19 protein-coding genes are annotated in these 24185 nt (G+C 67.7%); 9 read left to right on the top strand and 10 right to left on the bottom strand.

Features of this window, described 5'->3' with window-relative positions:
* Positions 1–40 precede the first annotated feature (40 nt).
* From AC6JAC_RS04310 to AC6JAC_RS04290, 5 genes are read left to right on the top strand one after another with little or no spacing between them, the layout of a single operon-like run.
* Entirely contained in the window at positions 41–1276 is a 1236-nt protein-coding gene (locus AC6JAC_RS04310; protein ID WP_497963555.1) for a sugar ABC transporter substrate-binding protein, read from the top strand.
* A 6-nt stretch (positions 1277–1282) separates the two neighbouring features.
* Complete coding sequence (locus tag AC6JAC_RS04305; protein WP_028271192.1) at positions 1283–2311, top strand: carbohydrate ABC transporter permease; 1029 nt, start codon at positions 1283–1285, stop codon at positions 2309–2311.
* A gap of 7 nt (positions 2312–2318) precedes the next feature.
* Positions 2319–3215: a carbohydrate ABC transporter permease gene (locus tag AC6JAC_RS04300; protein ID WP_028271193.1), complete on the top strand. Its 897-nt coding sequence runs from the start codon at positions 2319–2321 to the stop codon at positions 3213–3215.
* 55 nt (positions 3216–3270) lie between these two features.
* Complete coding sequence (locus tag AC6JAC_RS04295; protein ID WP_497963553.1) at positions 3271–4038, top strand: ThuA domain-containing protein; 768 nt, start codon at positions 3271–3273, stop codon at positions 4036–4038.
* The gene (locus AC6JAC_RS04290) at positions 4035–5162 is read left to right on the top strand and encodes a Gfo/Idh/MocA family protein (protein ID WP_028271195.1); all 1128 of its coding nucleotides are present in this window, start codon (positions 4035–4037) and stop codon (positions 5160–5162) included. The genes AC6JAC_RS04295 and AC6JAC_RS04290 overlap by 4 nt, the downstream gene beginning before the upstream one ends.
* Positions 5163–5170: 8 nt before the next feature.
* Here AC6JAC_RS04290 and AC6JAC_RS04285 read toward each other — a convergent pair whose 3' ends face one another.
* Positions 5171–5596 carry a hypothetical protein gene (locus AC6JAC_RS04285; protein ID WP_081818889.1) on the bottom strand — a complete coding sequence of 142 codons (426 nt, stop codon included), beginning with the start codon at positions 5594–5596 and terminating at the stop codon, positions 5171–5173.
* A gap of 97 nt (positions 5597–5693) precedes the next feature.
* Between AC6JAC_RS04285 and AC6JAC_RS04280 the strand changes: the two genes are divergently transcribed.
* The 4 genes from AC6JAC_RS04280 to AC6JAC_RS04265 all read left to right on the top strand — a co-directional run bounded on the left by AC6JAC_RS04280 (position 5694) and on the right by AC6JAC_RS04265 (position 11501).
* Positions 5694–8108, top strand: coding sequence for an HAD-IC family P-type ATPase (locus AC6JAC_RS04280; protein WP_028271197.1), 2415 nt, complete (start codon positions 5694–5696; stop codon positions 8106–8108).
* Positions 8109–8286: 178 nt separating this feature from the next.
* Complete coding sequence (locus AC6JAC_RS04275) at positions 8287–9234, top strand: ABC transporter ATP-binding protein (RefSeq protein WP_028271198.1); 948 nt, start codon at positions 8287–8289, stop codon at positions 9232–9234.
* Between the two features lie 2 nt (positions 9235–9236).
* Positions 9237–10487, top strand: coding sequence for an ABC transporter permease (locus AC6JAC_RS04270; RefSeq protein ID WP_051628891.1), 1251 nt, complete (start codon positions 9237–9239; stop codon positions 10485–10487).
* Positions 10488–10517: 30 nt separating this feature from the next.
* Positions 10518–11501, top strand: coding sequence for a CapA family protein (locus AC6JAC_RS04265; RefSeq protein ID WP_497963549.1), 984 nt, complete (start codon positions 10518–10520; stop codon positions 11499–11501).
* Here the strand turns inward: AC6JAC_RS04265 and AC6JAC_RS04260 are convergent.
* From AC6JAC_RS04260 to AC6JAC_RS04220, 9 genes are all read right to left on the bottom strand, one after another.
* Positions 11498–11704, bottom strand: coding sequence for a hypothetical protein (locus tag AC6JAC_RS04260; RefSeq protein ID WP_028271200.1), 207 nt, complete (start codon positions 11702–11704; stop codon positions 11498–11500). The genes AC6JAC_RS04265 and AC6JAC_RS04260 overlap by 4 nt on opposite strands.
* Before the next feature lie 121 nt (positions 11705–11825).
* Positions 11826–12563, bottom strand: coding sequence for a hypothetical protein (locus AC6JAC_RS04255; RefSeq protein WP_028271201.1), 738 nt, complete (start codon positions 12561–12563; stop codon positions 11826–11828).
* A 29-nt stretch (positions 12564–12592) separates the two neighbouring features.
* Positions 12593–13480, bottom strand: coding sequence for a CPBP family intramembrane glutamic endopeptidase (locus tag AC6JAC_RS04250; protein WP_028271202.1), 888 nt, complete (start codon positions 13478–13480; stop codon positions 12593–12595).
* Positions 13481–13581: 101 nt separating this feature from the next.
* On the bottom strand, positions 13582–16305 hold the full coding sequence (gene mgtA / locus AC6JAC_RS04245) for a magnesium-translocating P-type ATPase (RefSeq protein WP_497963546.1): 2724 nt from the start codon (positions 16303–16305) through the stop codon (positions 13582–13584).
* 1 nt (position 16306) lies between these two features.
* Positions 16307–18400: a S8 family serine peptidase gene (locus tag AC6JAC_RS04240; RefSeq protein WP_028271204.1), complete on the bottom strand. Its 2094-nt coding sequence runs from the start codon at positions 18398–18400 to the stop codon at positions 16307–16309.
* A gap of 152 nt (positions 18401–18552) precedes the next feature.
* Positions 18553–20382 (bottom strand): FAD-dependent oxidoreductase, encoded by a 1830-nt coding sequence (locus tag AC6JAC_RS04235; RefSeq protein ID WP_051628892.1) that lies wholly within the window; start codon positions 20380–20382, stop codon positions 18553–18555.
* Positions 20383–20431: 49 nt separating this feature from the next.
* On the bottom strand, positions 20432–21268 hold the full coding sequence (locus AC6JAC_RS04230) for an aldo/keto reductase (protein WP_028271205.1): 837 nt from the start codon (positions 21266–21268) through the stop codon (positions 20432–20434).
* Positions 21265–22101 carry a sugar phosphate isomerase/epimerase family protein gene (locus AC6JAC_RS04225; protein WP_028271206.1) on the bottom strand — a complete coding sequence of 279 codons (837 nt, stop codon included), beginning with the start codon at positions 22099–22101 and terminating at the stop codon, positions 21265–21267. The genes AC6JAC_RS04230 and AC6JAC_RS04225 overlap by 4 nt, the downstream gene beginning before the upstream one ends.
* The gene (locus AC6JAC_RS04220) at positions 22098–24182 is read right to left on the bottom strand and encodes an FAD-dependent oxidoreductase (protein WP_028271207.1); all 2085 of its coding nucleotides are present in this window, start codon (positions 24180–24182) and stop codon (positions 22098–22100) included. Before AC6JAC_RS04220 ends, AC6JAC_RS04225 begins: the two co-directional genes overlap by 4 nt.
* Between the last annotated feature and the right edge of the window lie 3 nt (positions 24183–24185).

The raw sequence follows: 24185 nt of genomic DNA, 5'->3' as shown, positions 1-24185 counted from the left end.
TTCGGACAATTCGCAAACCCAACAACACAAGGAACAGACAATGAAGTCAGCACTCAGGAACAGCCGTCCCCTGGCCGTGGCCGTGACCGCCCTCGTGGGCCTGCCCATCCTGCTCTCAGGCTGCGGCACCGCCGCGTCGTCCTCCTCGACGGAGTCCGTTTCGGAGATCTCGGTGATGGACTACTACAACAACGAGCCGGACAAGAGCTTCATCGGCGATGCCCTCACCGCTTGCGGCACCAAGGCCGGTGTCACCATCAAGCGCGAGACGGTGCCCGGCAAATCCCTGATCTCCAAGGTCCTCCAGCAGTCCTCCTCCAAGACGCTGCCCGACGTCCTGATGCTGGATAACCCGGACCTGCAGCAGATTGCGGCCACGGGTGCCCTGGCTCCCCTGGCTGATTTCAACATCAGCACGGCCGACTTCGCCCCCGGCGTCCTCAGCGCCGGCACCTACAAGGACAAGGTCTATGGGCTGGCACCGACTGTGAACACCATCGCCCTGTTCTACAACAAGGACATCCTGGCCAAGTCCGGCGTCACCCCGCCCAGCACGTGGGACGAACTCAAAGCCGCGGCCACGAAGCTGACCTCCGGCGACCAGTACGGCCTGGCGTTCAACGCCAACCCCACGTACGAAGGCACGTGGCAGTTCCTCCCCGTCATGTGGTCCAACGGCGGCAACGAGAAGAACATCGACACCGAGGAAACGGCACAGGCCCTGCAGCTCTGGACGGACCTGGTGAAGGACGGTTCGGTATCCTCCTCGGCCCTTAACTGGACACAGGCTGACGTCAAGGACCAGTTCCTGGCCGGCAAGGCCGCCATGATGGTCAACGGTCCGTGGCAGATCCCCTCACTCGATAAGCAGGCCTCACTGCAGTACGGCGTGGTGAAGATCCCGGTCCGGGAAGCCGGCCAGACCGCTGTTGCCCCGCTCGGCGGCGAAGTCTGGACCGTTCCACAGACAGGAAACAAGGCCCGCCAGGCCAAAGCCGCAGAGGTGGTCGCCTGCCTGAACAGCGACGAAAACCAGCTGGCCATGGCCAAGGTCCGGAACACCATTCCGTCCAAGACCACCCTTGCCGCCAAATTCGCCGACGAGAACCCCAAACTTGCCACCTTCACCGAACTGGTGAAGACGGCCCGCGCCCGCACCGGCCAGCTCGGCGAGGAATGGCCCGCCCAGGCCACCAAGATCTACACCGCCATCCAGACCGCTCTCACCGGCAAGGCTTCCCCGTCGGACGCCCTGAAGCAAGCGCAGGGACAGTAGGCGGGCATGTCACTGACAACAGATTTGCCGCAATCCACTCCCCCGAACGGGAAGCCTGGACCGGGAAAGGCCGGGGCCAAGCCAGGCCCGGGCCGGGCCGGCTCCGGGGACGGCGCGGGGGACGCTGTTCCCTCGCCGCGGCGCCGCAGCCGGCAGCGGCGGGAGCGCCTCTTCCAGTGGCTGTTCCTGGTCCCCGCCGTCGTCTACATGGCATTGTTCTTCGGCTACCCCGTAGTCAAGAACGTCGTCATGAGCTTCCAGGACTACACCACCGCCACGTTCTTCACCGGCGAGGCCCCGTGGGTGGGGCTGGCCAACTACGTGACGGTCCTGTCGTCGTCGTTGTTCTCCACTTCCCTGCTCAACACCGCGCTGTTCACGGTGGGGTCCATCCTGGGCCAGTTCGTGATCGGGCTGGCACTGGCCATCTTCTTCCAGCGGAAATTCCCGCTCAACGGGATCCTCCGGAGCCTGCTCCTGCTCCCTTGGCTGTTGCCGCTGATTGTCTCCAGCGCCGTGTGGCGCTGGATCCTGGACAAGGATAGCGGTGCGCTGAACCGGTTCCTGGGCGACTTCGGCATTGTGGACACCGGGGTGCCGTGGCTGACCAGCACGTCGCTTGCGCTGATCGCTGTCGTCGGGGTCAACATCTGGATCGGCATTCCGTTCAACCTGACCATCCTTTACGGCGGCCTGCAGGAGATCCCCGACGAGCTGTATGAGGCGGGCTCCCTGGACGGCGCCACGGGCTGGAAAGCGTTCCGGCACATCACCTGGCCCATGCTCCGGCCGGTGGTGAGCGTGGTCCTGGTGCTCGGCGTCGTGTACACGCTCAAGGTCCTGGACATCATCCTGGGCCTGACCAACGGCGGCCCCGCAAACTCGACCCAGACCATCGCAACGCAGTCCTACGCGCTCTCCTTCCAGGAGTTCAAGTTCGGCGAGGGCGCAGCGCTGGGCAACATCCTGGTGATCATTTCGCTGGTGTTCGCGGTCCTGTACCTGCGTGCCAGCCGGCGAGCCGTAGATGAGTGAGGAAACCATGACGACGACCATCACCTCCCGCCGCGGACCCGCCCGCGGTTCGGGCAACGGTACCGGGCGCGGTTCGGGACGCGGTACCGGGCCGGCTCCGGATCGAAAGAACTGGGGTTCCACGGCGCTGGCCATCCTTTTCCTGGCCATCATGCTGTTCCCGGTCTACTGGATGGTGAACGCCTCCCTGCAGCCGAACGGCACCACCCTGGAAACATCCTGGCTGCCGCTGAAACCGGACTTCACCGGTTACGCCACCGCCATCAGCGAGCAGGGCGGCAACCTGGGCACCAGCCTGGTCATTTCGCTCGGCAGCGTGGCGCTGAGCCTGGCCATCGCCGCTCCGGCTGCGTACGCCCTGGCCTACTTCAAGGTCCGCGGCGCCAGCATTGTGCTGTTCGCGATCCTGATCAGCCAGATGATCCCCGGCATCGTGGTGGCCAACGCCCTGTACACCGCCTACAACGACCTGGGCCTGCTCAACTCCATCCCGGGCCTGATCCTGGCGGACTCCGCGCACGGCATCCCGTTCGCCATCCTGATCATCCGAGCCTTCATGAACGGCATGCCGGCGTCGGTGATCGAGGCCGCCCGGGTGGACGGCGCCGGCCACATCCGTGCCTTCTGGTCCATCGTGCTGCCGCTGAGCAGGAACTCGCTCATCACCGCCGGGCTGTTCACGTTCCTGTTCGCCTGGAGCGACTTCCTGTTCGCCCTGACCCTGACCACCACCGAGGCCGTCCGGCCGGTGACGCTGGGCATCTTCCAGTACATCGGCGCCTACGTGAACGACTGGAGTTCGGTGATGGCGACGGCGGTGCTCGCCTCCATCCCGGCCATCATCCTTCTGGTGGCAGCCCAGAAATACATCGCGGCGGGCACAACCGGCGGAGCCGTTAAGTAACAGCGCCGGCAAGTAACGCACCGGTGCAACCACACCCACAACTTCAAGGAGAATCATGTCTGAAACCATCCGCGTCACCGTCTGGAGCGAGAACCGGCACGAAAAGCGCGACGAGAACGTCGCACTGCTCTACCCCGACGGAATGCACGGCGCCGTCAAGTCCGGCATCGAAGAAAACCTCGGCGCCAAGGTAAGCGTCCGCACTGCCACACTGGACGAACCCGAGCACGGCCTCACCGAGGAAGTCCTGGCCAACACCGACGTCCTGACCTGGTGGGGGCACATGTCCCACGGCGACGTCGACGACGAAATCGTGGAGCGCGTGCACCGCCATGTCCTCGCCGGCATGGGCCTGATCGTGCTGCACTCCGGGCACTGGTCGAAGATCTTCACCAAACTCATGGGCGCCTCCTGCACACTGCGCTGGCGCTCCGAACAGGACCGCGAACTGGTCTGGACCGTGGACCCCACCCACCCCATCGCCAAAGGCGTGCCGCACCCCATCGTGATCGACCGGCAGGAAATGTACGGCGAATTCTTCGACATCCCCACCCCCGAGGAACTCGTGTTCATCAGCTCCTTCAGCGGCGGCGAGGTCTTCCGCTCCGGCTGCACCTTCCGCCGCGGCCATGGCAAGATCTTCTTCTTCAGCCCCGGCGACCAGGACTACCCCGTCTACCACCACAAGGACGTGCGCCGCGTCATCGCCAATGCCGTTGAGTGGGCGGTCACCGACCGGCCAGAGCGTGCCTACCCCGAACTGCTGCGCTACGACACGAACGATTTCTTCAACGGCAAGAGCTACCAGGGGGCCACCGCGTGAGCACCCCCTTCGCCACCATCCCCGACGACGGAACTCCGCTGCGCGTCGTCGTCGTCGGCGCCGGCGGCATGGGCCGCGCCTGGCTTCGGACCGTGGAAGACTCGCCGCTGGTGGAACTGGCCGGCATCGTGGACCTTGACCTTGATGCCGCCCGCGCGGCAGCCGCGGCGGCCGGACGCCCGGACCTTCCGATCGGCACCGGGACCGCCGCACTGGCGTCCGACGTCGGCGCCCGGGCGGTCATCAACGTCACCGTCCCTGCCGCGCACCATCCGGTGACCACCGAGGCGCTGGCCGCCGGACTGCCAGTCTTGGGCGAAAAGCCTGTGGCCTCCACGGTGGTGCAGGGCCTGTCCCTTGCCGCCGCCGCGGAACTCTCCGGACAGCTGTTTATGGTCAGCCAGTCCCGGCGCTACAACCGGCACCTGTTCGAGGCGAAGCGGCTTTCCTCCTCCCTGGGCTCCGTCGGGATCGTGTCGGCAGAGTTTTTCAAGGCCCCGCACTTCGGCGGCTTCCGTGACGCCATGGACCACCCGCTCCTGTTGGACATGGCCATCCACCAGTTCGATATGGCCCGGTTCCTGCTCGATGCCGACCCGGTTTCAGTGTTCTGCGAGGAGTACAACCCGGCCTGGAGCTGGTACCGCGGTGACGCCGGGGCCAGTGCCATCTTCGAGATGACGGGCGGCGAGCGCTTCGTATTCACCGGCAGCTGGTGCAGCCCCGGACAAGAGACGTCCTGGAACGCTTCGTGGCGGATCAGCGGCGGGAACGGCACCGTGCTGTGGGACGGCGACAACGAGCCCACGATCGAGTCCACCGGGGCGGCAGCCGGCTCCCCGGCTGGAAGCCCCGATCCCGGGCAGGAAATTGCCGGCTCGCTGCGGGACTTCGTAGCAGCGCTCCGGACCGGCAGCACACCCATGGGGCAGGTCCACCGGAACATCATGAGCCTGGCGATGGTGGAGGCTGCAGTGCACAGCGCTTCAACCGGTACCCGGGTGGCCGTGGATGCCCTACTGGAGGAGTCCTACCGCGAGGCTATCCTTGCCGAGCGCGATCCGGGCGTGCTGGAAGTCCTGAAGTCCTGGCCTTCGGTCCGGGCCGCGTTGTCCGCTCCTTAGAAAGCGCGCTAGAACATCGGCAGCAGGAAGCCGATAACCAGGGCGGCCGCCCCGATGCCGCTGAGGATCCAGCCCAGGACCCCGGCTGCCTCGCCGCGCACTTCCGGCGCACTGGTCCGCCAGCGGGTGGGCGTCTTCACCGCGTAGTGGATGGTGACGGCGTCCCCCGGGGCCATGTGCCTGATGTCATGCGGGGACATGGGCGCATTGTGAACCTGGTGATGGTGGTCATACCAGCGGAAACCCACGCCGCTCTCATCGGAATATACGACGCCCTCGGACTTGGCCCACTGATCCTCGAACCGCCTCATCGTTTCCACGGCCACCAGGAGGATCAGGCCGGCGGGCAGGCAAATCCAGGTCAGCACTTCCAGGATGGGACCTGCAATGTCGAGAACTCCGGGCATGGTCATGATGGTACCGTTCCCGCGCATTTGCGGGCCACCTCAGCGGGCCGCCCCCAGGGCCAACGGGGAGGCTGACGTGCCACACTAAGGACCAGGAACGGCGCATGCCCAAGGGGGGCAACACATGGTGACGCGGCAACGCACGCACTGGCTTGGCAGGGAAAGCTGGCGCGGTAACGGCCTGTCCAGTGAAGACGTCTCCGAACGTGTCCGGGGCGGGTTGACCAACCTGGTCTCCGACGCATCCAGCCGCAGCCTGTGGGACATCCTCCGCGCCAACGTCCTGACCCTCTTCAATGCCATTGTGGCCGGCAGCTTCGTGCTGCTCCTGGCGCTGGGGCAGTGGCAGGATGCCCTCTTTGGCTTCGCCGCCGTCGGCAACGCCGTCATCGGGGTGGTCCAGGAACACCGGGCCAAGAGATCACTGGACCGTCTTGCGGTGTTGAACTCCCCGCACGCACGGGTTCTGCGGGACGGTGCCATTCAAGACATTCCCACGGGGGAGGTGGTCCTGGATGACGTCATCCTGCTCTTCGCAGGCGACCAGGTACCCGCGGACGCCGCGGTCTACGACGCCCGCGGGCTGGAAATCGACGAATCCCTGCTCTCCGGCGAATCGAACCCCGTAGACAAGGCACCGGGATCCGAGGTGCTGGCCGGGTCCACCGTTGTGGGCGGACAGGGCCGGGCCCAGGTCATCCGGGTAGGGGACGACTCCTTCGCCGGCAAGCTCACAGTGGCGGCCAAGCGTTTTTCCCTGGTCCATTCGGAAATCCGCACCGGCTTGAACAGGGTCCTGCGCTGGATCACGTGGGGCCTCATCCCCGTCATGGCCATCGTTGTCAACGGCGAGATGCAGGCCCAGGGAGGCTGGGACCAGGCGCTGGCCACGGGCACCTGGAAGACCGCGGCGGTCGGCGCCGTGGCAAGTGTGATCGCCATGGTTCCGCTGGGCCTGGTGCTCATGGCCAGCGTGGCTTTCGCCCTGGGCGGGCTGCGGCTCGCCCGGGACAAGGTCCTCATCCAGGAACTCGCCGCTGTGGAAGGGCTGGCCCGGGTGGACATGCTTTGCCTGGACAAGACCGGCACGCTCACTGAAGGAAAGATCATTTTCGACGGCGCGCACGGCGTCGGCACCACTCCGGCGCTGGGGTGGGAGGAGGCCCTGGGATGGCTGGGGGCCGACCCCAATGCAAACGCCACCGCCCGCTGCCTCGCCGCCGTCTACAAGTACGACGGCGGCCTCCGCCCCGCATCTTCCGTCCCCTTCGCGTCGTCGCGGAAATGGAGCGCGGTCAGCTTCACCGAGGGATCGGCGCCCGGTTCCTGGGTGCTGGGCGCACCGGAACTGGTGCTCGAGGCCACCACCCCGGCAAACGTCCCCGTCCTGGCCTCGGCAGCGGCGCTGGCATCGTCCGGTCTCCGCGCCCTGGTCCTGGCCCACGCCGTGCGTCCCATGGCCGCCGGGGAAACTGAGGATGCAACCTTGCCGTCGGCTCTGGTGCCGGCAGCGCTACTGACATTCCGCGAAAGAATACGGCCCGACGCCGCCACCACCCTCGCCTACTTCCGGGAGCAGGGAGTGGACCTCCGCGTCATTTCCGGTGACGATCCGCGGACCGTGGCGGCTGTTGCCCGCGCCGTGGGCCTGGACTCCGCCAGCGGCTACGATGCCCGCGAGCTGCCCGAAGATCCAGAGCTCATGGCGGACGTCCTGCAGAACCACAAGGTCTTCGGCCGCGTCACACCTGCCCAAAAGAAGGCCATGGTCGCTGCCCTGCGCAGCCGCGGCCACGTGGTGGCCATGACCGGGGACGGAGTAAATGATGCCCTGGCACTGAAAGAAGCGGACATCGGGATTGCCATGGGCTCCGCCGCGGCCGCCACCAAGGCCGTCTCCCGGCTGGTGCTGCTGGACAGCCGCTTCGACCGGCTCCCCGGCGTCGTGGCAGAGGGAAGGCGGGTGATCGCCAACATCGAGCGCGTCTCCATGCTGTTCCTCGCCAAGACAGCGTACGCCGTCGCCCTTTCGGTGGTCTTCGGCGGGCTGCTGTGGGGCTTTCCGTTCCTGCCACGACAGCTCTCCGCCACCGACGGGCTCACCATTGGCATCCCCGCCTTCTTCCTCGCCCTCATGCCCAATGCCCGGCTCTACAGGCCAGGCTTCCTCAAACGCTCCCTGGCTTTTGCCGTCCCGGCAGGGCTCATCATCACCGCCGCGGTCCTGGCACTGAATGCCTACGCGGCGATTACCGGCGGGTACGGGGAGGACTCCGTGCGGACAGGGTCGGTCATGGTGCTCGCCCTCGTGGCGCTCTGGGTGCTTGTGGTGCTCTCCCGGCCCCTGAACCGCTGGCGGCTCCTGATCGTCATCGCAATGTATGCCGGCCTGCTCCTGCTCCTCATCGTTCCGGCCGCCGCAGACTTTTTCAGCTTGGCCTGGCCGCCACGCCCGCTTCTCAATGCCGCCCTGCTGGCGGCGCTAGGCGGGTGTGCCGCCATCGAACTCGTGTTCCGGTTCCGCCGCCGCAGCGTCTGACGCTCCGGCGGAAGACCGTGGACGCCGGGGGCACCATCACCGACGAGTAATGGCAGCGTCACGGCCGGGACCTTCGCCCCTTCCTTTTCCGAGCATCGGGAACCACTCTGGTCACATGGCAGCCTGCCCCGGGGGAACCGACACCGGCGGGCAATGATCGGTACAGGCGGCGAGAGCCATGGACGAGCCAGTGGTGCACATCAGCGGTTTCCGGATGGACTTCGCGGACACCACCGTGGTCCGCGACCTGTCCTTCGACGTGCGGGCCGGCGAGACCTTCGGCTTCCTGGGCAGCAACGGCTCGGGCAAGACCACCACCATCCGCGCGCTCCTGGGCCTGTACGAGCCCACGGCCGGCGTCCTCCACATCAACGGGCGGCCCTTCAAGCCCGAGCACGGCAGCCGGCTGGGCTACCTTCCGGAGGAGCGCGGGCTCTACAAGAAGGAAAAGGTCATGGACGTCATGACCTACTTCGGCCGGCTCAAGGGAATGGACCGGCACTCTGCGCGGCAATGGTCACTGGCCTACCTGGACCGCGTGGACCTGTCCGGGAAGGCCGCCACCCAGGTGGACAAGCTCTCCAGCGGCGAGCAGCAGAAGGTCCAGCTCGGCGTCACCATCATGAACCGTCCGGAACTCCTCATCCTGGACGAACCCACCAAGGGGTTCGACCCCGTGAACAGGCGCCTCCTGATGGACATCATCGCGGAGCAGAAGAACGACGGTGCCACGGTGGTGATGGTGACCCACCAGATGGAGGAAGTGGAGCGGCTGTGCGACCGCATCATCCTGCTCAAGGACGGCACGTCCGAGGCCTATGGCACCATCGATGAGGTCCAGAACAAATACGGCGGGAGGGTGGTCCGCATCCGGCACACCGGGCCCATCCCGCCGTCGCCGCACTATGAGGTGACGCTGGAGGAAACCAACTACGCGGAGCTCTCCATCACGGACGACACCGACGAAGCGGCCATCCTGCGCGAACTCATGGACGCCGGCATGGTCATCCGCAGTTTCACCACCACGAAGATCTCGATGGAGGACATCTTCATCCGCGTGTACGGGGAACACAACGAGTCCCCGTCCCCCGCCCCCGGGCGTCTGGCCGCAACACGGGGTGCGTAGCCATGGCCCAGCACAACCTTGGAACTGTCATCAGCTTCGAATTCGTCCGCACCGTCACGAAGCTTCGCTTCTGGATCGGCACCCTGTCCGTGCCCGTCATCATGGCCGTGGTGTTCGGGATGATCTTCCTCAGCAACACCAGCACCAGTACCGCCGCCGAGGCCCAGAAGAACGCCCAGTTCAGCATCTCCTACACGGACGCCTCCGGCCTGATCACTCCCGCTGACGCGGCCGCATTCGGCGCCGTTCCCGCAGCCTCGTCCGACGCCGGGATACAGGACGTCCGGTCCGGTGCAGTCGAGGCCTACTTCGAGTTCCCCGCCCATCCCGAGTCCGCCGCGGTGAAGGTCTACGGCGCGGACCGGGGGTTGTTTGAGAACGGCAAATACGCCGCCGTCGCCCAGGCCATGCTGGCCCGCGCCGTGGCCGTGAGAATCGGTTCGCCCCAGTTGTCCGGGCTCGCGGCGGGGTCGGCGCAGGTGGAAACGGTGACCTACCAGGGGTCCGAGGTGGCCGGCGGCATGAACTCCGTGATTCCGCCGATGGCGTTCCTGGTGGTGTTCTACGGGCTGGTGGTGCTCCTCGCCGGGCAGATGCTTAACTCCACGCTGGAGGAAAAGGAGAACAGGGTCACCGAGATGATCCTCACGACGCTCAAGCCCACCACCCTGATCACAGGGAAGGTGCTGGCCCTGTTCATGGTGGGCCTGGTGCAGGTGGCCGTCTTCGCCTCGCCCATCCTGATCGGCGGACTCTTCTACCGTGATGCCCTGAGCATCCCGGCGTTCGAATTTTCCCAGCTGGTCTTCGACCCCCTGCGCATGACCGTCGGATTCCTCATCCTCGTGGGCGGCTTCGCCTTGTTCACCACCACCCTGGTGGCCATCGGCGCCGTGATGCCCACGGCCAAGGAAGCCGGGAATTTCATGGGGGTGATGATCGCCCTGATCTTTATCCCCTTCTATTCGGTCAGCCTGGTGATCTCCGAGCCGCACTCCCCGATCGTTCAGGTGTTCACCTACTTCCCGTTCTCCGCGCCCGTCACGGCGCTGTTGCGGAACGCGTTCGGATCGCTGGGCGTCCTGGAAGCCGCAATGGTGATCGCCATCCTCTACGTCGGGGCCGCCGTGATGCTCCGGTTGGCCGTGCGGCTTTTCCAGTACGGGTCCATTTCCTACACCTCGAAGGTCAGCATCAGGACCGCCCTCAAAGCTGGCTCCCGGCACGCTGTGGCCGGCCCGGCGGAGAAGTAGCCGGGACGTTGGAGTGGCCGGAGGCGGACCGTGCGGCTGGTATTCCTTGGTGACGTGATGCTGGGCCGCCTGGTGAACGAGCGGCTCAGGTCAGCCCCGCCCGCGTACCCCTGGGGCGATACGCTTCCGGTCCTGGCGCAGGCGGACATGCGGTTCGCCAACCTCGAATGCGTCCTGGCCGACGGCGGGACTCCCCAGCCCGGAAAAGTCTTCCATTTCCGCTCGGACACCAGCAACGTTGCAGTCCTGGCCGCGGCGGGCATCGACGCCGTCTCGCTCGCCAACAACCATGTGCTCGACTACGGGGAGGCCGCCTTCCACGAGATGCTGCCCGTGCTGGACCGCGCTGGACTCCTCCACGCCGGAGCCGGCCCGGACCTGGAGGCGGCGCGCCGGCCGGTGATCAGGCGAGTGGGCCGCACCGCCGTCGGCCTCATTGCCTTCACGGACAACCAGCCCGACTGGGAGGCGGCACCGGACCGGCCCGGGGTGTTTTACGTGCCCGTGGACGAGCGGCACCAGGACGACGCGAGGGTCCAGGACCTGCTGGCGCTGGTCCGCCGCACCAAGGCACGCGCGGACCTGCTGGTCGTGTCGGCGCACTGGGGCGGCAACTGGGGCGCCGAGGTGCCGCCCGCCCACCGCGCCCTGGGGCGGGCGCTGGTGGATGCGGGAGCCGACGTCGTGTTCGGGCATTCGGCCCATATCTTCCGCGGCGTGGAGCTCTACCGCGGCCGGCCCCTGATCTACAGCGCCGGCGACTTCATCGACGACTATGCCGTGGACCCGGAGGAACGCAATGACCAGTCGTTCGTCTTCTGCCTGGAAATGCCTGGCGGCGGGCCCGTCCGACTGCAGCTCCATCCCACGGTCATTACCGGGTTCCAGGCTCGGCTGGCCGGAAGAAGTTCACACCGGATCGCAGGCCGGATGCAAGGGCTTTGCGCCGAACTGGGCACCCGGAGCATCTGGGCGGAGGAAGGGAACGTGCTGGAGATACCGGTGGACGGTTAGTCCCGCTTGTCCCGTTCGCTGAATTCCTCGTCGAGGTCGTAGTGCCGGAACTCGGTCTCCGGATTCGGTTCTCCCTCGGCCACGTACTCGTAGTCCAGCTGGCGCTGGACCTGGCTGTCGAGGACCTGCAGTTCCTTGTCGTCCACTTTTGAGAGATCCTCCGGAAACTCGTCTTCCGGGGTGAGATGCAGCTTCTCTGTCATGTCGTGCCTCTCTTGGCCAGGAACTGGGGGTGCTGTTCGTGCAGCATCCTGGCATGTCCCAGATTATCCGCACCTGCGGGCGGGCGGAAGTCCAGCGGGCGGAAGTCCAGCAGGCAGCAGCCTAGCCGGCGGAAGCCTGCCCGCCGGCCTTGCCGGCCGCTGTCCGCCGCCAGGCCGCCGCAAGGAGCCAGCCGGTCCATCCGAGGATCAGCACGATGCCCGCCAGAGTGGGCAGGCTGTTGGATGCGGAGAAGCCCTCGGCGCCGATGATCCAGCCCTGCGCCAGGTACGATGCTCCGGACAACACCATCAGGTAACCGATGAACCGGGAGATCCTGCGCGTGGCGGCGATGCCGGCGCCGAACAGGACGAGCGCTGATCCCAGCATGAAGCTTTGGTAGCTCCGGACTCCCCATTCCAGCCACCGGATGTCCTCCGCGGCCGCGAAGCGCAGCGCCTTCTCCCCTTCGGCCGCGCCTGCCCAGGCATCGACGGCATGCTTCAGGGCAACACCGTCCACACCCTGCAGGACGCCGTAGAGGGCGAGCGCGGCAATGGCCGCCGCGGCACCCAGCCGCACCGCCCACCCCGCCGCCCCGTGACGGACGTTGAGGGCATAGGCCAGGACCAGCAGTCCGCAGAGGAGCAACGCCATGCCAACGAACTGCCCGAGGTGGACGGCGATCCAGGCGTCACTGGCCGCGTACTCGGCGAATGTCGCAGGGTGGTCGTTGGCGCTGGCCGCGTCCGGATGCTGGAGTCCGGCCAGCAGCGAGGCCACGACGCCGGCGAAGAGGAGTGTGGCGGACAGCCGCAACTCGGGGCGGCGGAGCCCGCCGTCGTTCGTGGTGTCGTCCATGTCCGCAAGTCCCTCCTGACGGCTGACGGCTACGGGTTTGCTGCCCGGTAGGGCGGGATGCGCCGCCGGCGCAGGGCATGTCCGCTGCTGCCCTGGCCGGTGGTCCGGGACCTTGCGGCGAGGTACGCCGCCACTGCCGCTGTCAGCACCGCCACCGCCGGGATGAACTGCCACCAGTCCGCCGTGTCCATGCCTTGGGAGGCGTTCATGGACCCGTGCAGGAGCCCCAGAATCAGGATGCTACCGCCGGTCCCCACGAACACCATACCCAGTAGGTAACGTGCCACGGCGGCGAAGCCGAACAGGACTCCCCACGAGAGGGCGACGTCCGCCCAGGGCGTGTCCGCGAACCCGCGCGCGGCGAAGGCCTGGGGCAAATGGATGAGGGCGAAGGGAATGGCAGTCAGCAGTGAGCCCGCGAGCACGCCCTTCCGGTCCATCAGCCGGCGCTGGACCACCCCCGCCCAGGCCAGTTCCTCCCAGACGTTGCCCAGCAGGGCGCCGATGACCACTGCCTTCAGCAGGTACAGCCCCGCGGTGGCGGCCCACCCGCTGCCGGGCTCACGAAGCGTGCCGGTCACGACGGCGGTCAGGAGAGTCAGCAGCGGCAGGGCCAGCAAGGCCATGGCGTACCAGCCGGCGCCCACCCGCCAGCGGACCACCCCGCTGAAGAGGCGACGGACGCCGGCGCGGCCGTCCGCGGCCGCCGTCACCAGGACGGCTGCTCCCAGCAGGACCAGCAGTTCCACCAGGAGCCCGGGAGTAACGTCCTGCAGCAGGACGATGGCCAGGACCTGCGCCAGCCAGGCCAGCGGGATGGCAAGGAGCAGGAACGCGGCGACCGGGTGCGCGGCCATGCGGTCCTTGATCCGGGAGCGGATGCGACCGGCGGTGTTCGGAGTGGGGTCAACGCTCATCACGTGCCTCGGTTCAGGCCAAAATCACCAAGTGCTGACAGGTGCAGGTTACGCCCGTTGCGCAGCCGAATCCATGGTTCCCTGCTTGGCCTGTGCTGACGCTAGCTGCTTCGCGTGCTCCGGGCCTTGCTCTTCCGCCCGCCGCGGACCAGCTGTCCGTGTAAAGGGTGGGCAACGGCGGTGCTGAACCGGGCCGCGCGGCGGGAAATGTGGTGCGATGGCTGCCGGCGCGGAATCACGGCGGGCCGGGCAGGGGGTTGCTGTGCTGCCCGGGCGAAGAACCAGCTCTTGGCGAATTCGACCATGACCAGGTAGACCACGATCATGCCCAGGAGAGCCAGGAAGAAGGGCGTAGGCAGCGGGTCGAACCCGAGGACACCGGCCAGCGGAGATAGCGGCAGGAAGATGCCCACCACCACCACGCCCAGGGATGCCCCCAGCAGCCCGGCTGACGGCCGGCTCCGCAGGAACGGAACCCGCCGGGTGCGGATGGCAAAGATGATGAGCGTTTGCGTGGCGATCGACTCGATGAACCAGCCGGCCCTGAACTCTCCGGGCACCGCATGGAACGCGAACAGCATCAGGGCGAAGGTAGCGAAGTCGAACAGGGAGCTGATGGGCCCGAAGAGGAGCATAAAACGCCGGATGAAGGCGATGTTCCAGTGCGACGGGGCCAGCAGCTGCTCCTTGTCCACGCGGTCTCCCGGGATGGCGAGCTGGCCGCTGTCATAGAGCAGGTTGTTCAGCAGGATCTGGCCGGGCAGCATCGGCAGGAAACTCAGCACAACGGATGCCGTGGCGGCACTGAACATGTTGCCGAAGTTGCTCGAGGTTCCCATCAGCACGTACTTGATGGTGTTCGCGAAAATCCGCCGCCCTTCCATCACGCCCTCGGCCAGCACTGCCAGGTCCTTGTCCAGCAGCACGACGTCGGCCGCGTCCTTGGCGACGTCGGTGGCGCTGTCCACGGAGATGCCGATGTCCGCTGCGTGCAAGGCGAGCGCGTCATTGACCCCATCGCCCATGAACCCGACGGAACCACCGCTCCGGCGCAGCAGCCGGATGATCCGGGCCTTCTGTTCCGGCGAGACACGGGCGAAGATGCTTGCCTCGCGGGCCGCAGCTGCCAGCTCTGCATCAGAGAAAGATTCCACCTCGGCGCCGGTGAGCGTACCTCCGGAGAGCACCCCGAGCTCGTCACAGACCTTCTCGGCAACCTTGGCGTTGTCCCCGGTGGCGATCTTGACCGTGATGCCGAGCGCTTCGAGCTGGTCCAGTGAAGCCCTGGCGTTGGCTTTGGGCCTGTCCAGGAAGACCAGCAGCCCCTCCAGGACCAGGTCCTTCTCGTCGGCCGGTCCGATCGCTGTCAGCCCTGCGGCCGGCCGGCTGGCTACGGCCACCACGCGTGATCCCGCGTTGAACTGTTCGTCCAGCATCGCCTGCACACCTGCCGGGATGTCCGCGCAGAGCGCCAGGACATCTTCCGGCGATCCCTTGGACACCAGCTGTGCAGCGCCGCCCTGTTCCCTGACCAGCACGCTGGTCCGGCGGCGCAGGTGGTCGAAATCAATGACGTCCAGGCGTTCGTAGCGGCCTGGCTCGAAGCCGGCCGCATCGGCGGAAGCCCACAAGGCAGCGTCCAGCGGATTCAGTCCCACTGTGGAGACCTTCGCTTCCGTGTACTCCGCTTCCGTGGCGAGAAGGCCCAGCGTAAAAAGGAAGTCGGGGGCCACTCCGTCCCTGGCGGGCAACGCTGCGGTGAAGCTGATCCTGCCCTCGGTGAGGGTGCCTGTCTTATCGGTGACGAGCACGTCCATGTCCCCGAGGTCCTCAATGCACACCAGTCGCTTGACCAGCACTTTGCGCTTGGCCAACTGCCGGGTTCCCGTGGCCAGGCTGGTGCTCACCACCGCCGGCAACAGCTGCGGCGTAATACCAACGGCAATCGCCAGCGAGAACAGCAGCGATTCGATGACAGGACGCTGCAGCAGCAGGTTGGCAACGAAGATCAGTGTGGTGAGGATGACGGCCACCTGCAGCAGCAGGAAGGAGAAGCGTTTCAGGCCCAGCTGGAACTCGGTCTGCGGCTGCCGCTCGCCGAGCCCCAAAGCGATCCGGCCGAATTCTGCCCGCCCGCCTGTGGCCACCACCGCGGCGGTGCAGCTTCCGGACTGGACCACGGTCCCCATAAACAGGCAGGAAGTGAGGTCGGCGGGTGCAGCGGAGCCGCGGACCGGCGCCGGATCTTTGCTGACAGGCAGCGATTCACCCGTCAGGATGCTTTCGTCGCAGAGCAAGTCTTTGGCCGTCAGCAACCGCATGTCCGCCGGGACCACCGCGCCGATGGCCAGATGCACGACGTCGCCGGGCACCAAGGCTGTGACGCGGACTTCTCCCAGGATCCCGTCGCGGAGAACCGCGGCCAGGTGGGTGACACGTGCATGCAGCGCCTCGGCGGCGCGCTCGGCCCGGAACTCGTTGACGAAGCCCAGCCCCACACTGGCCAGCAGAATCACGCCGATCACAATGGAGTTCGTGGCGTCCCCCAGGAATAAGGAGAGCCCGGCAGTGACGGCCAGCAGGATCAGGATGGGGCTGCCCAACTGCCGCGCCAGCACCGACCACCCGCTGGCCTCGTGTGTTCGCACCGCGTTCGGACCCACGGCAGCCAGCCGCCTGGCGGCTTCGCCGCTGGCGAGCCCCGCGCTGCCGGTTTTCAACTGGTCCAGGACCTCTTCCACGGGAAGCTGCGCGGCGTGCGCGATGGTCACTTGCCCGGGCAGATGCCCCTGGACGTCGAAGTCCGGCGCGTGGAGTTCGGGCACGTCAGGACAGCCGCCAAACGTAGGCGTAGGGCTGCGGGAACTGGGTGATCCGGAACGCCCGGACCACGATTTTGGCAGGGCCCGGCGGCATGCCCGTCCACAGGACCTGTTCCACGTTGTTCGCGTGGTCGAAGCCGGCGGAGGTTCCGGAATTTCCGTGCCGCTCGCTGCCGTCCGCTGCCTGCACAATGAGGTCGAGGTCGTTCTGCAGCTGGGGACCGGGCGGATCGGACCACACCAGGGTGATCTTCAGCGTCACCCCGGCGGCGGTGAGTTCCGGGTCCCCGGCAGGAGCCCCGTGCCGTCTTCCCTTGGCAGCAACCTTGGGGACCTCCGCGGGGATGTCGATGGCGAAGGAGTCCTCCTCCCCCTGCTCCAGCGGCCCGCCTTCGCCCAGGCCGGCGTTGCCAGGCTGCCCGGGAAGGACCACGGACCGGCCCAGGTTGACCCGGCCCCACCCGGAGTTCCCGTTCGGGGACTCCCCGGCTTCGCTGGGATTGTACTGTCCCGGCAGCACGTCGGCGCCGTTGATCAGCAGGGCCTTGATCAAGGCGGCGCTGGGGGCGGCCAGCCCGTTCTTCACCAGGGTTTCCCGCAGCACCGCCGCGCAGCCGGCAACCAGCGGTGTTGCCATGGACGTGCCGGAATCGAAGAAGAACAACGGATCGGTGGAGGTGCCGAAGGTGCTGCCCATCGGGGCGTTCCGCGAAAGCGTGGACAGGATGCTGGTTCCCGGGGCGACGACGTCGGGCTTGATCCGGCCTTCCTTGGTGGGGCCGCGGCTGGAGAAGGCCACCATCCCGTCCGGGTTGTTGGCCTGCTTGTCGCGTTTGACGGGATTCGCGGGGAAGTCGCCCGGCCAGTACGTGCCGTAGGAGGGCGCGAAGTCCTTCCGGAGGCTTTCGCTGGCTCCCACGGTGATGCAGTTCTTGGCCGCGGACTGGGAGCCGATGGAGTTCGAGTCCACGGTACCGTCGCTGTTGCCGTCCACGCCGTCATTCCCGGCCGCGAAGCAGATCACCTGGTCCGGGTGGTTCCACACGAACTCGTCGATCTCCCGCGAGCTTGAGTCATAGGGCAGGTTGAGTCCGGGCACCCCCCACGAGTTCGTATGCACGCGGGCGCCGTCGTCGTACGTCTTTTGGAAGAGGTCGTTCAGGTTGACCGGGATGCCGCCCAGGCCGCCGTTGGCGTCGAGCAGGCTTTGCAGGATCAGCAGGGCCTCAGGTGCCGTGCCGTCAATGTTCCCGCCCATGGTGGCCGAGTTTCCCCGGCCCAGCACGGAGCCGGCCACGTGCGTGCCGTGGCCGTGCGGATCGTCCGCCTTGTCCGGCGCCGTGCGGCCCAGCGCATAGAGCGTCTGGACCCGTCCGGTGAACGCCGGATGCGGGTTGGCGGCGTCACCGGTGTCGAATCCGGTGTCCGCCACGGCCACCACTTCCCCGTCGCCCCGGTACGTTGTCCCGTTGACCAGCACCTCGGCATTCAAAATCTGCCGGGCAACATTGTTGAAGAGCTGGCGCTCGCGGACCGGGTGGATCTCGCGGATCTCGTCGATCTTCGCCAGTTCCGGGAGCTGGTCCACCGAGGTGGTGATGCGCAGCTTTCCCGGGGTGACCGCCACGGCGTCCGGCTCCACCCTGGCCGCCAAGGCAACCCGGGCGATCAGGTCCGGGGTGGCCTCGATGCCCGGGTGCAGCAGCAGGTCCACCTTTTCCAGCCGGCGGTCCGGATGCGGTTCGTGGTCCGCCAGCGACCGGACGTTGCCGGTGTCCGCCCCGCGCGGCAGCAGCGGCGGCGGGATCTTGAAGACCCTGGAGTAGACGTCCGCCCAGCTCACGAACGGCAGGGCGCGCACCCGGTCCAGGTCCGCCGGCGGGAACGCCGCAAGGTAGGTGTTGTCCGAGACGTATTCCTGCATCTCGACGTCGATGCCGGCAAGTTCCGCGCGCTGTTCCGCCGTCAGCGGCTCCGCGGTCTGGATGAGGATGTGGTCCGACTCCGAGGCGTCCTCGGCAACCAGTCCGGCGTCACGCAGGGCACGGTTCTGTTTGATCGGATCAATGGTGATGCCGTTGATGGTGATGTCAGACATGAAGTTGTGCCCCCTGGCGATCAGCCCGAATAGCGCCGCCGGAAACAACCTCGGCACCCGGTGGCCGCGTGTGCTCTAGAAGGAGACCCGGACCCCCGCCGAGCGGGGGCCCCGGAAGGTGAGCGTCAGCATACGCTCGGCGCCCTAGGCGGTCAACGGCGCGTGGAAAGCTGCCCGGCAGCGGACACCTCAGCGGGCAGCTCAGCGGGCATTGTCCCGTCGTCCTCGTACGCGCCGGCACCGGCGAGGTCGCGGCCGGCGATGTAGCCGAAGGTGAGGGCCGGTCCCAGGTTGATGCCGCCCGCGGGGTAGTGCCCGCCCATCACGTTGGCCTGGTCGTTGCCCGCAACGTAGAGCCCTTCGATCGGCCGGCCGTCGTTGTCCAGGACGCGGCTCCGGCCGTCCGCCTCCAGTCCGGCGAAGGTGCCGAAGCTGCCGGGAACCACGCGGACCGCGTAGAAGGGACCCTTCTCGAGCGGACCCAGCGAGGGGTTGGGCCGGTTCCCGGCGTCGCCGCCATACCGGTTGAACGCGGTCTCGCCGCGCCCGAAGCCGGGGTCCACGCCGTCGCGGGCGTTGCGGTTGAACTCCTCCACGGTGGCTTTGAGGCCGGCGGGGTCGATTCCGCACTTCGCCGCGAGTTCCTCGATGGTCCGTCCCTTCGTGAGGTAGCCGGAGCGCAGGTACGGGAAGAGCGGGACCGGCAGCGGCTTGGCCATGCCCAGAGGGAACCTGCGGACGAACCGGCTGTCGGCAATCTGCCAGGACTCCGCGGTTCCGCCCTCGGGGGTGGCGGCCATCATGGCGGCCACGTAGTCGTAGTAGCCGTTGGCCTCGTTGACGAAGCGCTTGCCGTTTGCGAGGACGCCGATGCTGCCGGGCTTGGCGCGGTCCATGATGTGCGGGAAGGTGCCGGTGCGGCCGTTGCGGTACGGCACCAGCGACACGGGGCACCACGCGGCGGCGGATTTCACGTCGGTCTTGAACCGGGCACCCACCGCCTGGGCCAGGGTGATGCCGTCGCCGCTGGTCTCCGCGGGTGCCAGCGTCCAGTGTTCCCGGCCGGTGGGGGTGTGGGGAAACAGCTCCTTCCGGCGCTGGATGTCGTGGGGGAAGCCGCCGGCGGCGAGGACGACGCCGCGTGCAGCGTTGATCTGCAGCTCACCGTCCGGGGAGCCGACGACGGCGCCGGTCACCTTGCCGGTGTTGTCGGTGAGCAGCCGTTTCGCGGGAGTGGAAACGCGGATATCCACGCCGAGATCGTCAGCGGACTTCAGCAGGCGTCCGGTCAGGGCGGTGCCGTTGACCAGTTGCATGTTGCGGCGGTGAATCAGCAGGTCCAGGAGGTGGAGGCCCATGCGCCAGCCGGCGTGGAAGATGCCTTTCGGATTTCCCTGCGAGGCGGAGAGGAACTTGCTGAGGTCCGGTCCGGCCATGATGCCCATGCCCAGGAAGGACGTTTCGTAGAGCTGGTGGCGCATTTTTGCCCGGAGTTCCGGCCTGATCCGCCGCGCGTTGATCGGTTTGGGGCCCACCGAGCGGTTGCCGGTGCCTGCGCCCGGCTCCTTGCCGTAGATGTCATTGATCCTGGTTCCCGGGACGAACTGCAGGGACGTCTTGTCCTGGAAGAAGCCCACCATGTGCGGGACGGCCTCGAGGAAGGCGTCCACCTTGTCCGACTGGTACTCCTCCCCCAGGGTGTGGCGCAAATAGGTGCGGAACGTTTCCTTGTCCTCGTTTACGCCGGCAGCCTTGGCGAGCGGGTTGCCGGGGGTCCAGGCCCAGCCTCCGGACCAGGACGTGGCCCCGCCGCAGACCCCGGCTTTTTCCACCACGATGACTTTGAGGCCGTGGTAGGCGGCGGTGACGGCGGCGGACAATCCGCCGGCGCCGGACCCGACCACCAGGACATCGCAGTCCAGGGCGCCAGGCCGGCCGTCCTGCTCAGTTGGGGCCGGTGTGGCGTCGGTGCTCTCGTTCATGGGGTTCTCCATTGTGGTTCTCTCGGGTGTCTCTTAGCGGCCGAAGTGGTTAGTGGCCGAAGGTGTCTGAATCGAGGCGCGGCGGGGCGCCGGTTTCCAGCGCATCAATGGCGGCGAGCTGCTCCGGAGCCAGCTCGAAGCCGAAGATGTCCAGGTTCTGCCGCTGCCGGTCGTCGCTGGCGGATTTCGGCGTGGCGATGCGGCCCTGCTGGACATGCCAGCGGAGCACGATCTGTCCGGGCGTCCTGCCCAGTTCCTCCGCCGGCCCGGTGATGGCGGGGCTGGCCAGGAAGTCGCCGTTGCGGCCAAGCGGGCTGTACGCGCCGGTGGCAATGCCGTGCTCACGGTGGAAGGCCAGCTGTCCGGGCTGGCCGTGGGCCGGGTCCACCTGCACCTGGTTGACCGGCACGGCGAGTCCGGCCCTTTCGACTGCCAGCAGGTGGGCGGGCTTGAAGTTGGAGACGCCCCAGGCGCGGATGGCGCCGTCGTCCGCCAGCTGCCGGAGGCCTTCGCAGGCCTCGACGAACCGGCCCAGCGCGGGGTTGGGCCAGTGGACCAGGAACAGGTCCAGGTACTCCACGCCGAGCCGGGCCGCTGAGCGTTCAAAGGCGATTCGGACGCCGTCCCGGCTGTGCCAGTCCCGGTTGAACTTGGTAGTGATGAAAATGTCCTGCCGGGCGATGCCGCTGCGCCGGAGGCCCTCCCCCACGGCCTCTTCATTGCCGTAGTTCTCGGCGGTATCGATGTGCCGGTAACCGTTGGCGATGGCGCGGTGCACGGCATCCGCGGCGTCCTCCCCCACCATCGGCCAGGTGCCCAGCCCGATCAGCGGAACGCGGACGCCGGGGGCAAGCTCCGTCGTCGTGCTTTCCAGAACTTCGCTCATTTGGCCCCTGCTTCCTGAAGGTTTTCCGCTGCCGCTAGTACGGCGTCAGCGGCGGCTTTCAGGTTCCGGGCCCAGCCCGGTCCACCGAGTTCGGCAACCCGCCGGTCCGACGGCGTCTCGACGCTCACGGGCGTCCCTGCCGGGAAGGCAGCCACCAGCGCGGCGAGATCGAACCCGCCTTCGCCGGGGACGCCGCGTTCGGAGCGCGACTCTGTCACGAGGTCCTCGCGGGTGGCGGGCCGCTGCACCGGGCCGTCGCACAACTGCAGCAGCGGGACAAGGTCCGCGCTGGCTGCCAGCTGGTCGAGCGTGCCGCCGAAGCGGTTGAAGTGCAGGGCGTCCACCACGATCTTGCAGCCGGCGGCGCGGGCCAGTTCCGCCGCGGCGGGGATGGAATCTACCGCCTGGTAGGAGATCGGTTCCAGCGTGGGCACGATGCCGAAATCCCGGCCGTCCGCCGTCATCCGGGCCAGCGTGTCAGCCAGCCGGGCGGCGTCCGGATCGGCACCGGCAACGGTCAGCGAGCCGGCACCCAAGGCCTGGCCTGCTTCCATCATCCGCAGCCAGGCCCCGCGCTGGTCACTGCCGTCCAGGAGCAGGAACTCGATGTCCTTCACCGTCACGCCGGTGTCCCGCATCCGGGCCAGGGTTTCCTTCAGCATGGGTGAACCGGGCTGCAGGTCATAAGCACGTTCGGCCGCGGTAACCGGCCGCACCCGGGCGCCGATGAAGTCGAATCCCGCCCCGGCGGCGACGGTCACGAGGTCCGGCGGCGCAGTTCCTACGAGGGAAAGCTGGGCCAGGCCCACCTGGCGGCGTGGCGGGGTGTTCATGATGCTGCTCCGTTCAGGGAAAGGTTCGCTGGATCTCGACGGGCCCGATCACCGGTGGCCCGGGCCCGCTCACCGGTGGCGCCGGCGGCCAGTGCAGCGGCCACGCGCTGGGCGGCGTCGTACCCGCTCTTCACGGCGTTGGAGGCGATGGCCGGGGTCTGGTCCACCACCGTTCCGGCGAGGGTCACGGGAACCCCGGCCGCGAAGCTCAGTGCGGCATCGCGCTCGCGGGCCGGCATGGCGCCGTCCAGCGGGGCAACCGAGCGGGAGACCAGCAGGGGCCCCGGGGCGTCCAGCCACTCGCCGCTGCTGAGCCGGACGCGGCCGCCGTCGTACTCTTCGATGGAGCTGCCCAGCCGGATCCGGACCCGCGGGTTCTGCTCCAGCCGGGGCACTGCCAGGATCTTGGCGCGGCGGCCGGACTCCGGCGCGATGACCTCCTGCGGCCCCACCAGCAGCACGGCGGCGCCGCGGTCCGCCAGGGTGTCCGCCACGCTCATGGCCACGGAGTCGGCGCCCCAGATGGTCACTGCCGCGGGGACTTCGCCGGCGGCAGCACCGCTGTCGAGGACGCCGGGGTGGGCGGCGAGCCATTCGCGCACGTCCGTGACGTTCGGGGAATCTCCGCCGGTGAACCCGGCAGCCGGGCGCAGCCCGCCCGTAGCCAGCACGACGGCGTCGGCGCCGGTTTCGCGGACCAGCGCGGCGACGTCGTTCGTGTCTACGTGCGTGCCCGGCCGGACGTCGACGCCGAGCCGGGCGTTCTCGGCCGCCGACCATTCGGCGAAACGGTGGAAGTCCGGGGTGGACTTCATCCGCTCGGCGAGGGCGAACTGGCCGCCGGGGCGGGCGCCGTCGTCGAGCACTGTCACCTGCGCGCCGGCTTCGGCGAGTTCACGGGCCGCGGTGAGGCCTGCGGGGCCGGCTCCCACCACCACAACACGGGACCCGTCACGGACGGCGGGCGTGGGGACGGGGACGCGGGAGCGGCCCACGGCCGGGTTGACGGTGCAGGTCACCTGGCCGAGTCCCAGGTTGTCGATGCAGACGTTGCAGGCGATGCACGGGCGGTAGCGTCCGCCGTGCAGGACGCCGCCCACAAAGGCGGGGTCGGCGTGGATGGCGCGGGCCAGGCTGACGAAGTCGCAGGTGCCGTCGCGGAGGACCTCTTCAATGATGGCCGGGGAGTTCAGCCGGCCGGCCATGCCCAGGGGGAGGCCGAACTGCCGGTAGGCCTTGGCGTAGTCGGCCAGGATGCCCGGCTTCCATTCGCCTGACTGGACGATCCATTCACCCGCCTCGTAGCTGCCGGCGGAGATGTCCAGGAAGTCGAGGCGCTCGAGGTGGGCCTTGGCGATGATGGCCAGCTGCTGCCCTGCGGTGATGCCGTCCGCCGGCCCCTCAACCACGGAGACGCGCATGCCGATGATGGCATCGGGGGCCTCCTTCCTGACTTCGTCGATCACCAGGTTCATGAAGTGTTCCGGGGCGGCGAATTCGTCGGTGCGGTGGTTGGAGATCGGGGACATGAACTGGTGGATCAGGTAGCCGTGGGCGCCGTGGATGTTGATGACGTCGAAGCCGGCGTCCACCGCGCGGCGGGCGGCCTGTCCGTAGGCCGCCACGAGGTCGCGGCATTCCCCGGCGGTCAGTTCCCGCGGCACCTCGCCGCCGGCCACCTCGCACGGCACCGGTGACGGCGCCAGGTTCTTGTATCCGGACACCGCGGCCTGCGCCGTACGGCCGCCGTGGTTGATTTCGACGGCGGCGAGCGCGCCCTCGGCGTGCAGGGCGTCGGTAAGTTTGCGCAGGCCAGGGACCATGGCGTCGGTGTGCAGGCCCAGCTGGTGGGTGCGGCCCTTGCCGTCGGCGCGGACGTAGGTGGCTTCGGTGGTCACCAGGCCCAGGCCGGCCTTGGCACGGGTGACCAGGTAGTCGATGTACTGCTCCGTGATGCGGCCGTCAGTGGTGCCGTAATTGCGTTCCATCGGGGCGGACGCGAGGCGGTTCCGGAGGGTCCGCGGAGTGCGGCCGTTGCGGCCGAGGGTCAGCGGCAGGGCTGCGTAGCGTTCGGTGGTCATTCG

It is taken from the genome of Arthrobacter sp. KUASC02 (assembly GCF_059739395.1).
The sequence above is the reverse complement of the archived record's forward strand: the minus strand, read 5'-3'. Positions and strand labels throughout refer to the sequence as shown.

Coding starts and splice junctions, on each gene's coding strand:
- AC6JAC_RS04230 (WP_028271205.1), bottom strand. CDS start 21,268: ATGAGCGAAGTTCTGGAAAGCACGACGACGGAGCTTGCCCCCGGCGTC.
- AC6JAC_RS04300 (WP_028271193.1), top strand. CDS start 2,319: ATGACGACGACCATCACCTCCCGCCGCGGACCCGCCCGCGGTTCGGGC.
- AC6JAC_RS04250 (WP_028271202.1), bottom strand. CDS start 13,480: ATGAGCGTTGACCCCACTCCGAACACCGCCGGTCGCATCCGCTCCCGG.
- AC6JAC_RS04260 (WP_028271200.1), bottom strand. CDS start 11,704: ATGACAGAGAAGCTGCATCTCACCCCGGAAGACGAGTTTCCGGAGGAT.
- AC6JAC_RS04220 (WP_028271207.1), bottom strand. CDS start 24,182: ATGACCACCGAACGCTACGCAGCCCTGCCGCTGACCCTCGGCCGCAAC.
- AC6JAC_RS04280 (WP_028271197.1), top strand. CDS start 5,694: ATGGTGACGCGGCAACGCACGCACTGGCTTGGCAGGGAAAGCTGGCGC.
- AC6JAC_RS04225 (WP_028271206.1), bottom strand. CDS start 22,101: ATGAACACCCCGCCACGCCGCCAGGTGGGCCTGGCCCAGCTTTCCCTC.
- AC6JAC_RS04295 (WP_497963553.1), top strand. CDS start 3,271: ATGTCTGAAACCATCCGCGTCACCGTCTGGAGCGAGAACCGGCACGAA.
- AC6JAC_RS04310 (WP_497963555.1), top strand. CDS start 41: ATGAAGTCAGCACTCAGGAACAGCCGTCCCCTGGCCGTGGCCGTGACC.
- AC6JAC_RS04255 (WP_028271201.1), bottom strand. CDS start 12,563: ATGGACGACACCACGAACGACGGCGGGCTCCGCCGCCCCGAGTTGCGG.
- AC6JAC_RS04235 (WP_051628892.1), bottom strand. CDS start 20,382: ATGAACGAGAGCACCGACGCCACACCGGCCCCAACTGAGCAGGACGGC.
- AC6JAC_RS04285 (WP_081818889.1), bottom strand. CDS start 5,596: ATGCGCGGGAACGGTACCATCATGACCATGCCCGGAGTTCTCGACATT.
- AC6JAC_RS04305 (WP_028271192.1), top strand. CDS start 1,283: ATGTCACTGACAACAGATTTGCCGCAATCCACTCCCCCGAACGGGAAG.
- AC6JAC_RS04240 (WP_028271204.1), bottom strand. CDS start 18,400: ATGTCTGACATCACCATCAACGGCATCACCATTGATCCGATCAAACAG.
- AC6JAC_RS04270 (WP_051628891.1), top strand. CDS start 9,237: ATGGCCCAGCACAACCTTGGAACTGTCATCAGCTTCGAATTCGTCCGC.
- AC6JAC_RS04275 (WP_028271198.1), top strand. CDS start 8,287: ATGGACGAGCCAGTGGTGCACATCAGCGGTTTCCGGATGGACTTCGCG.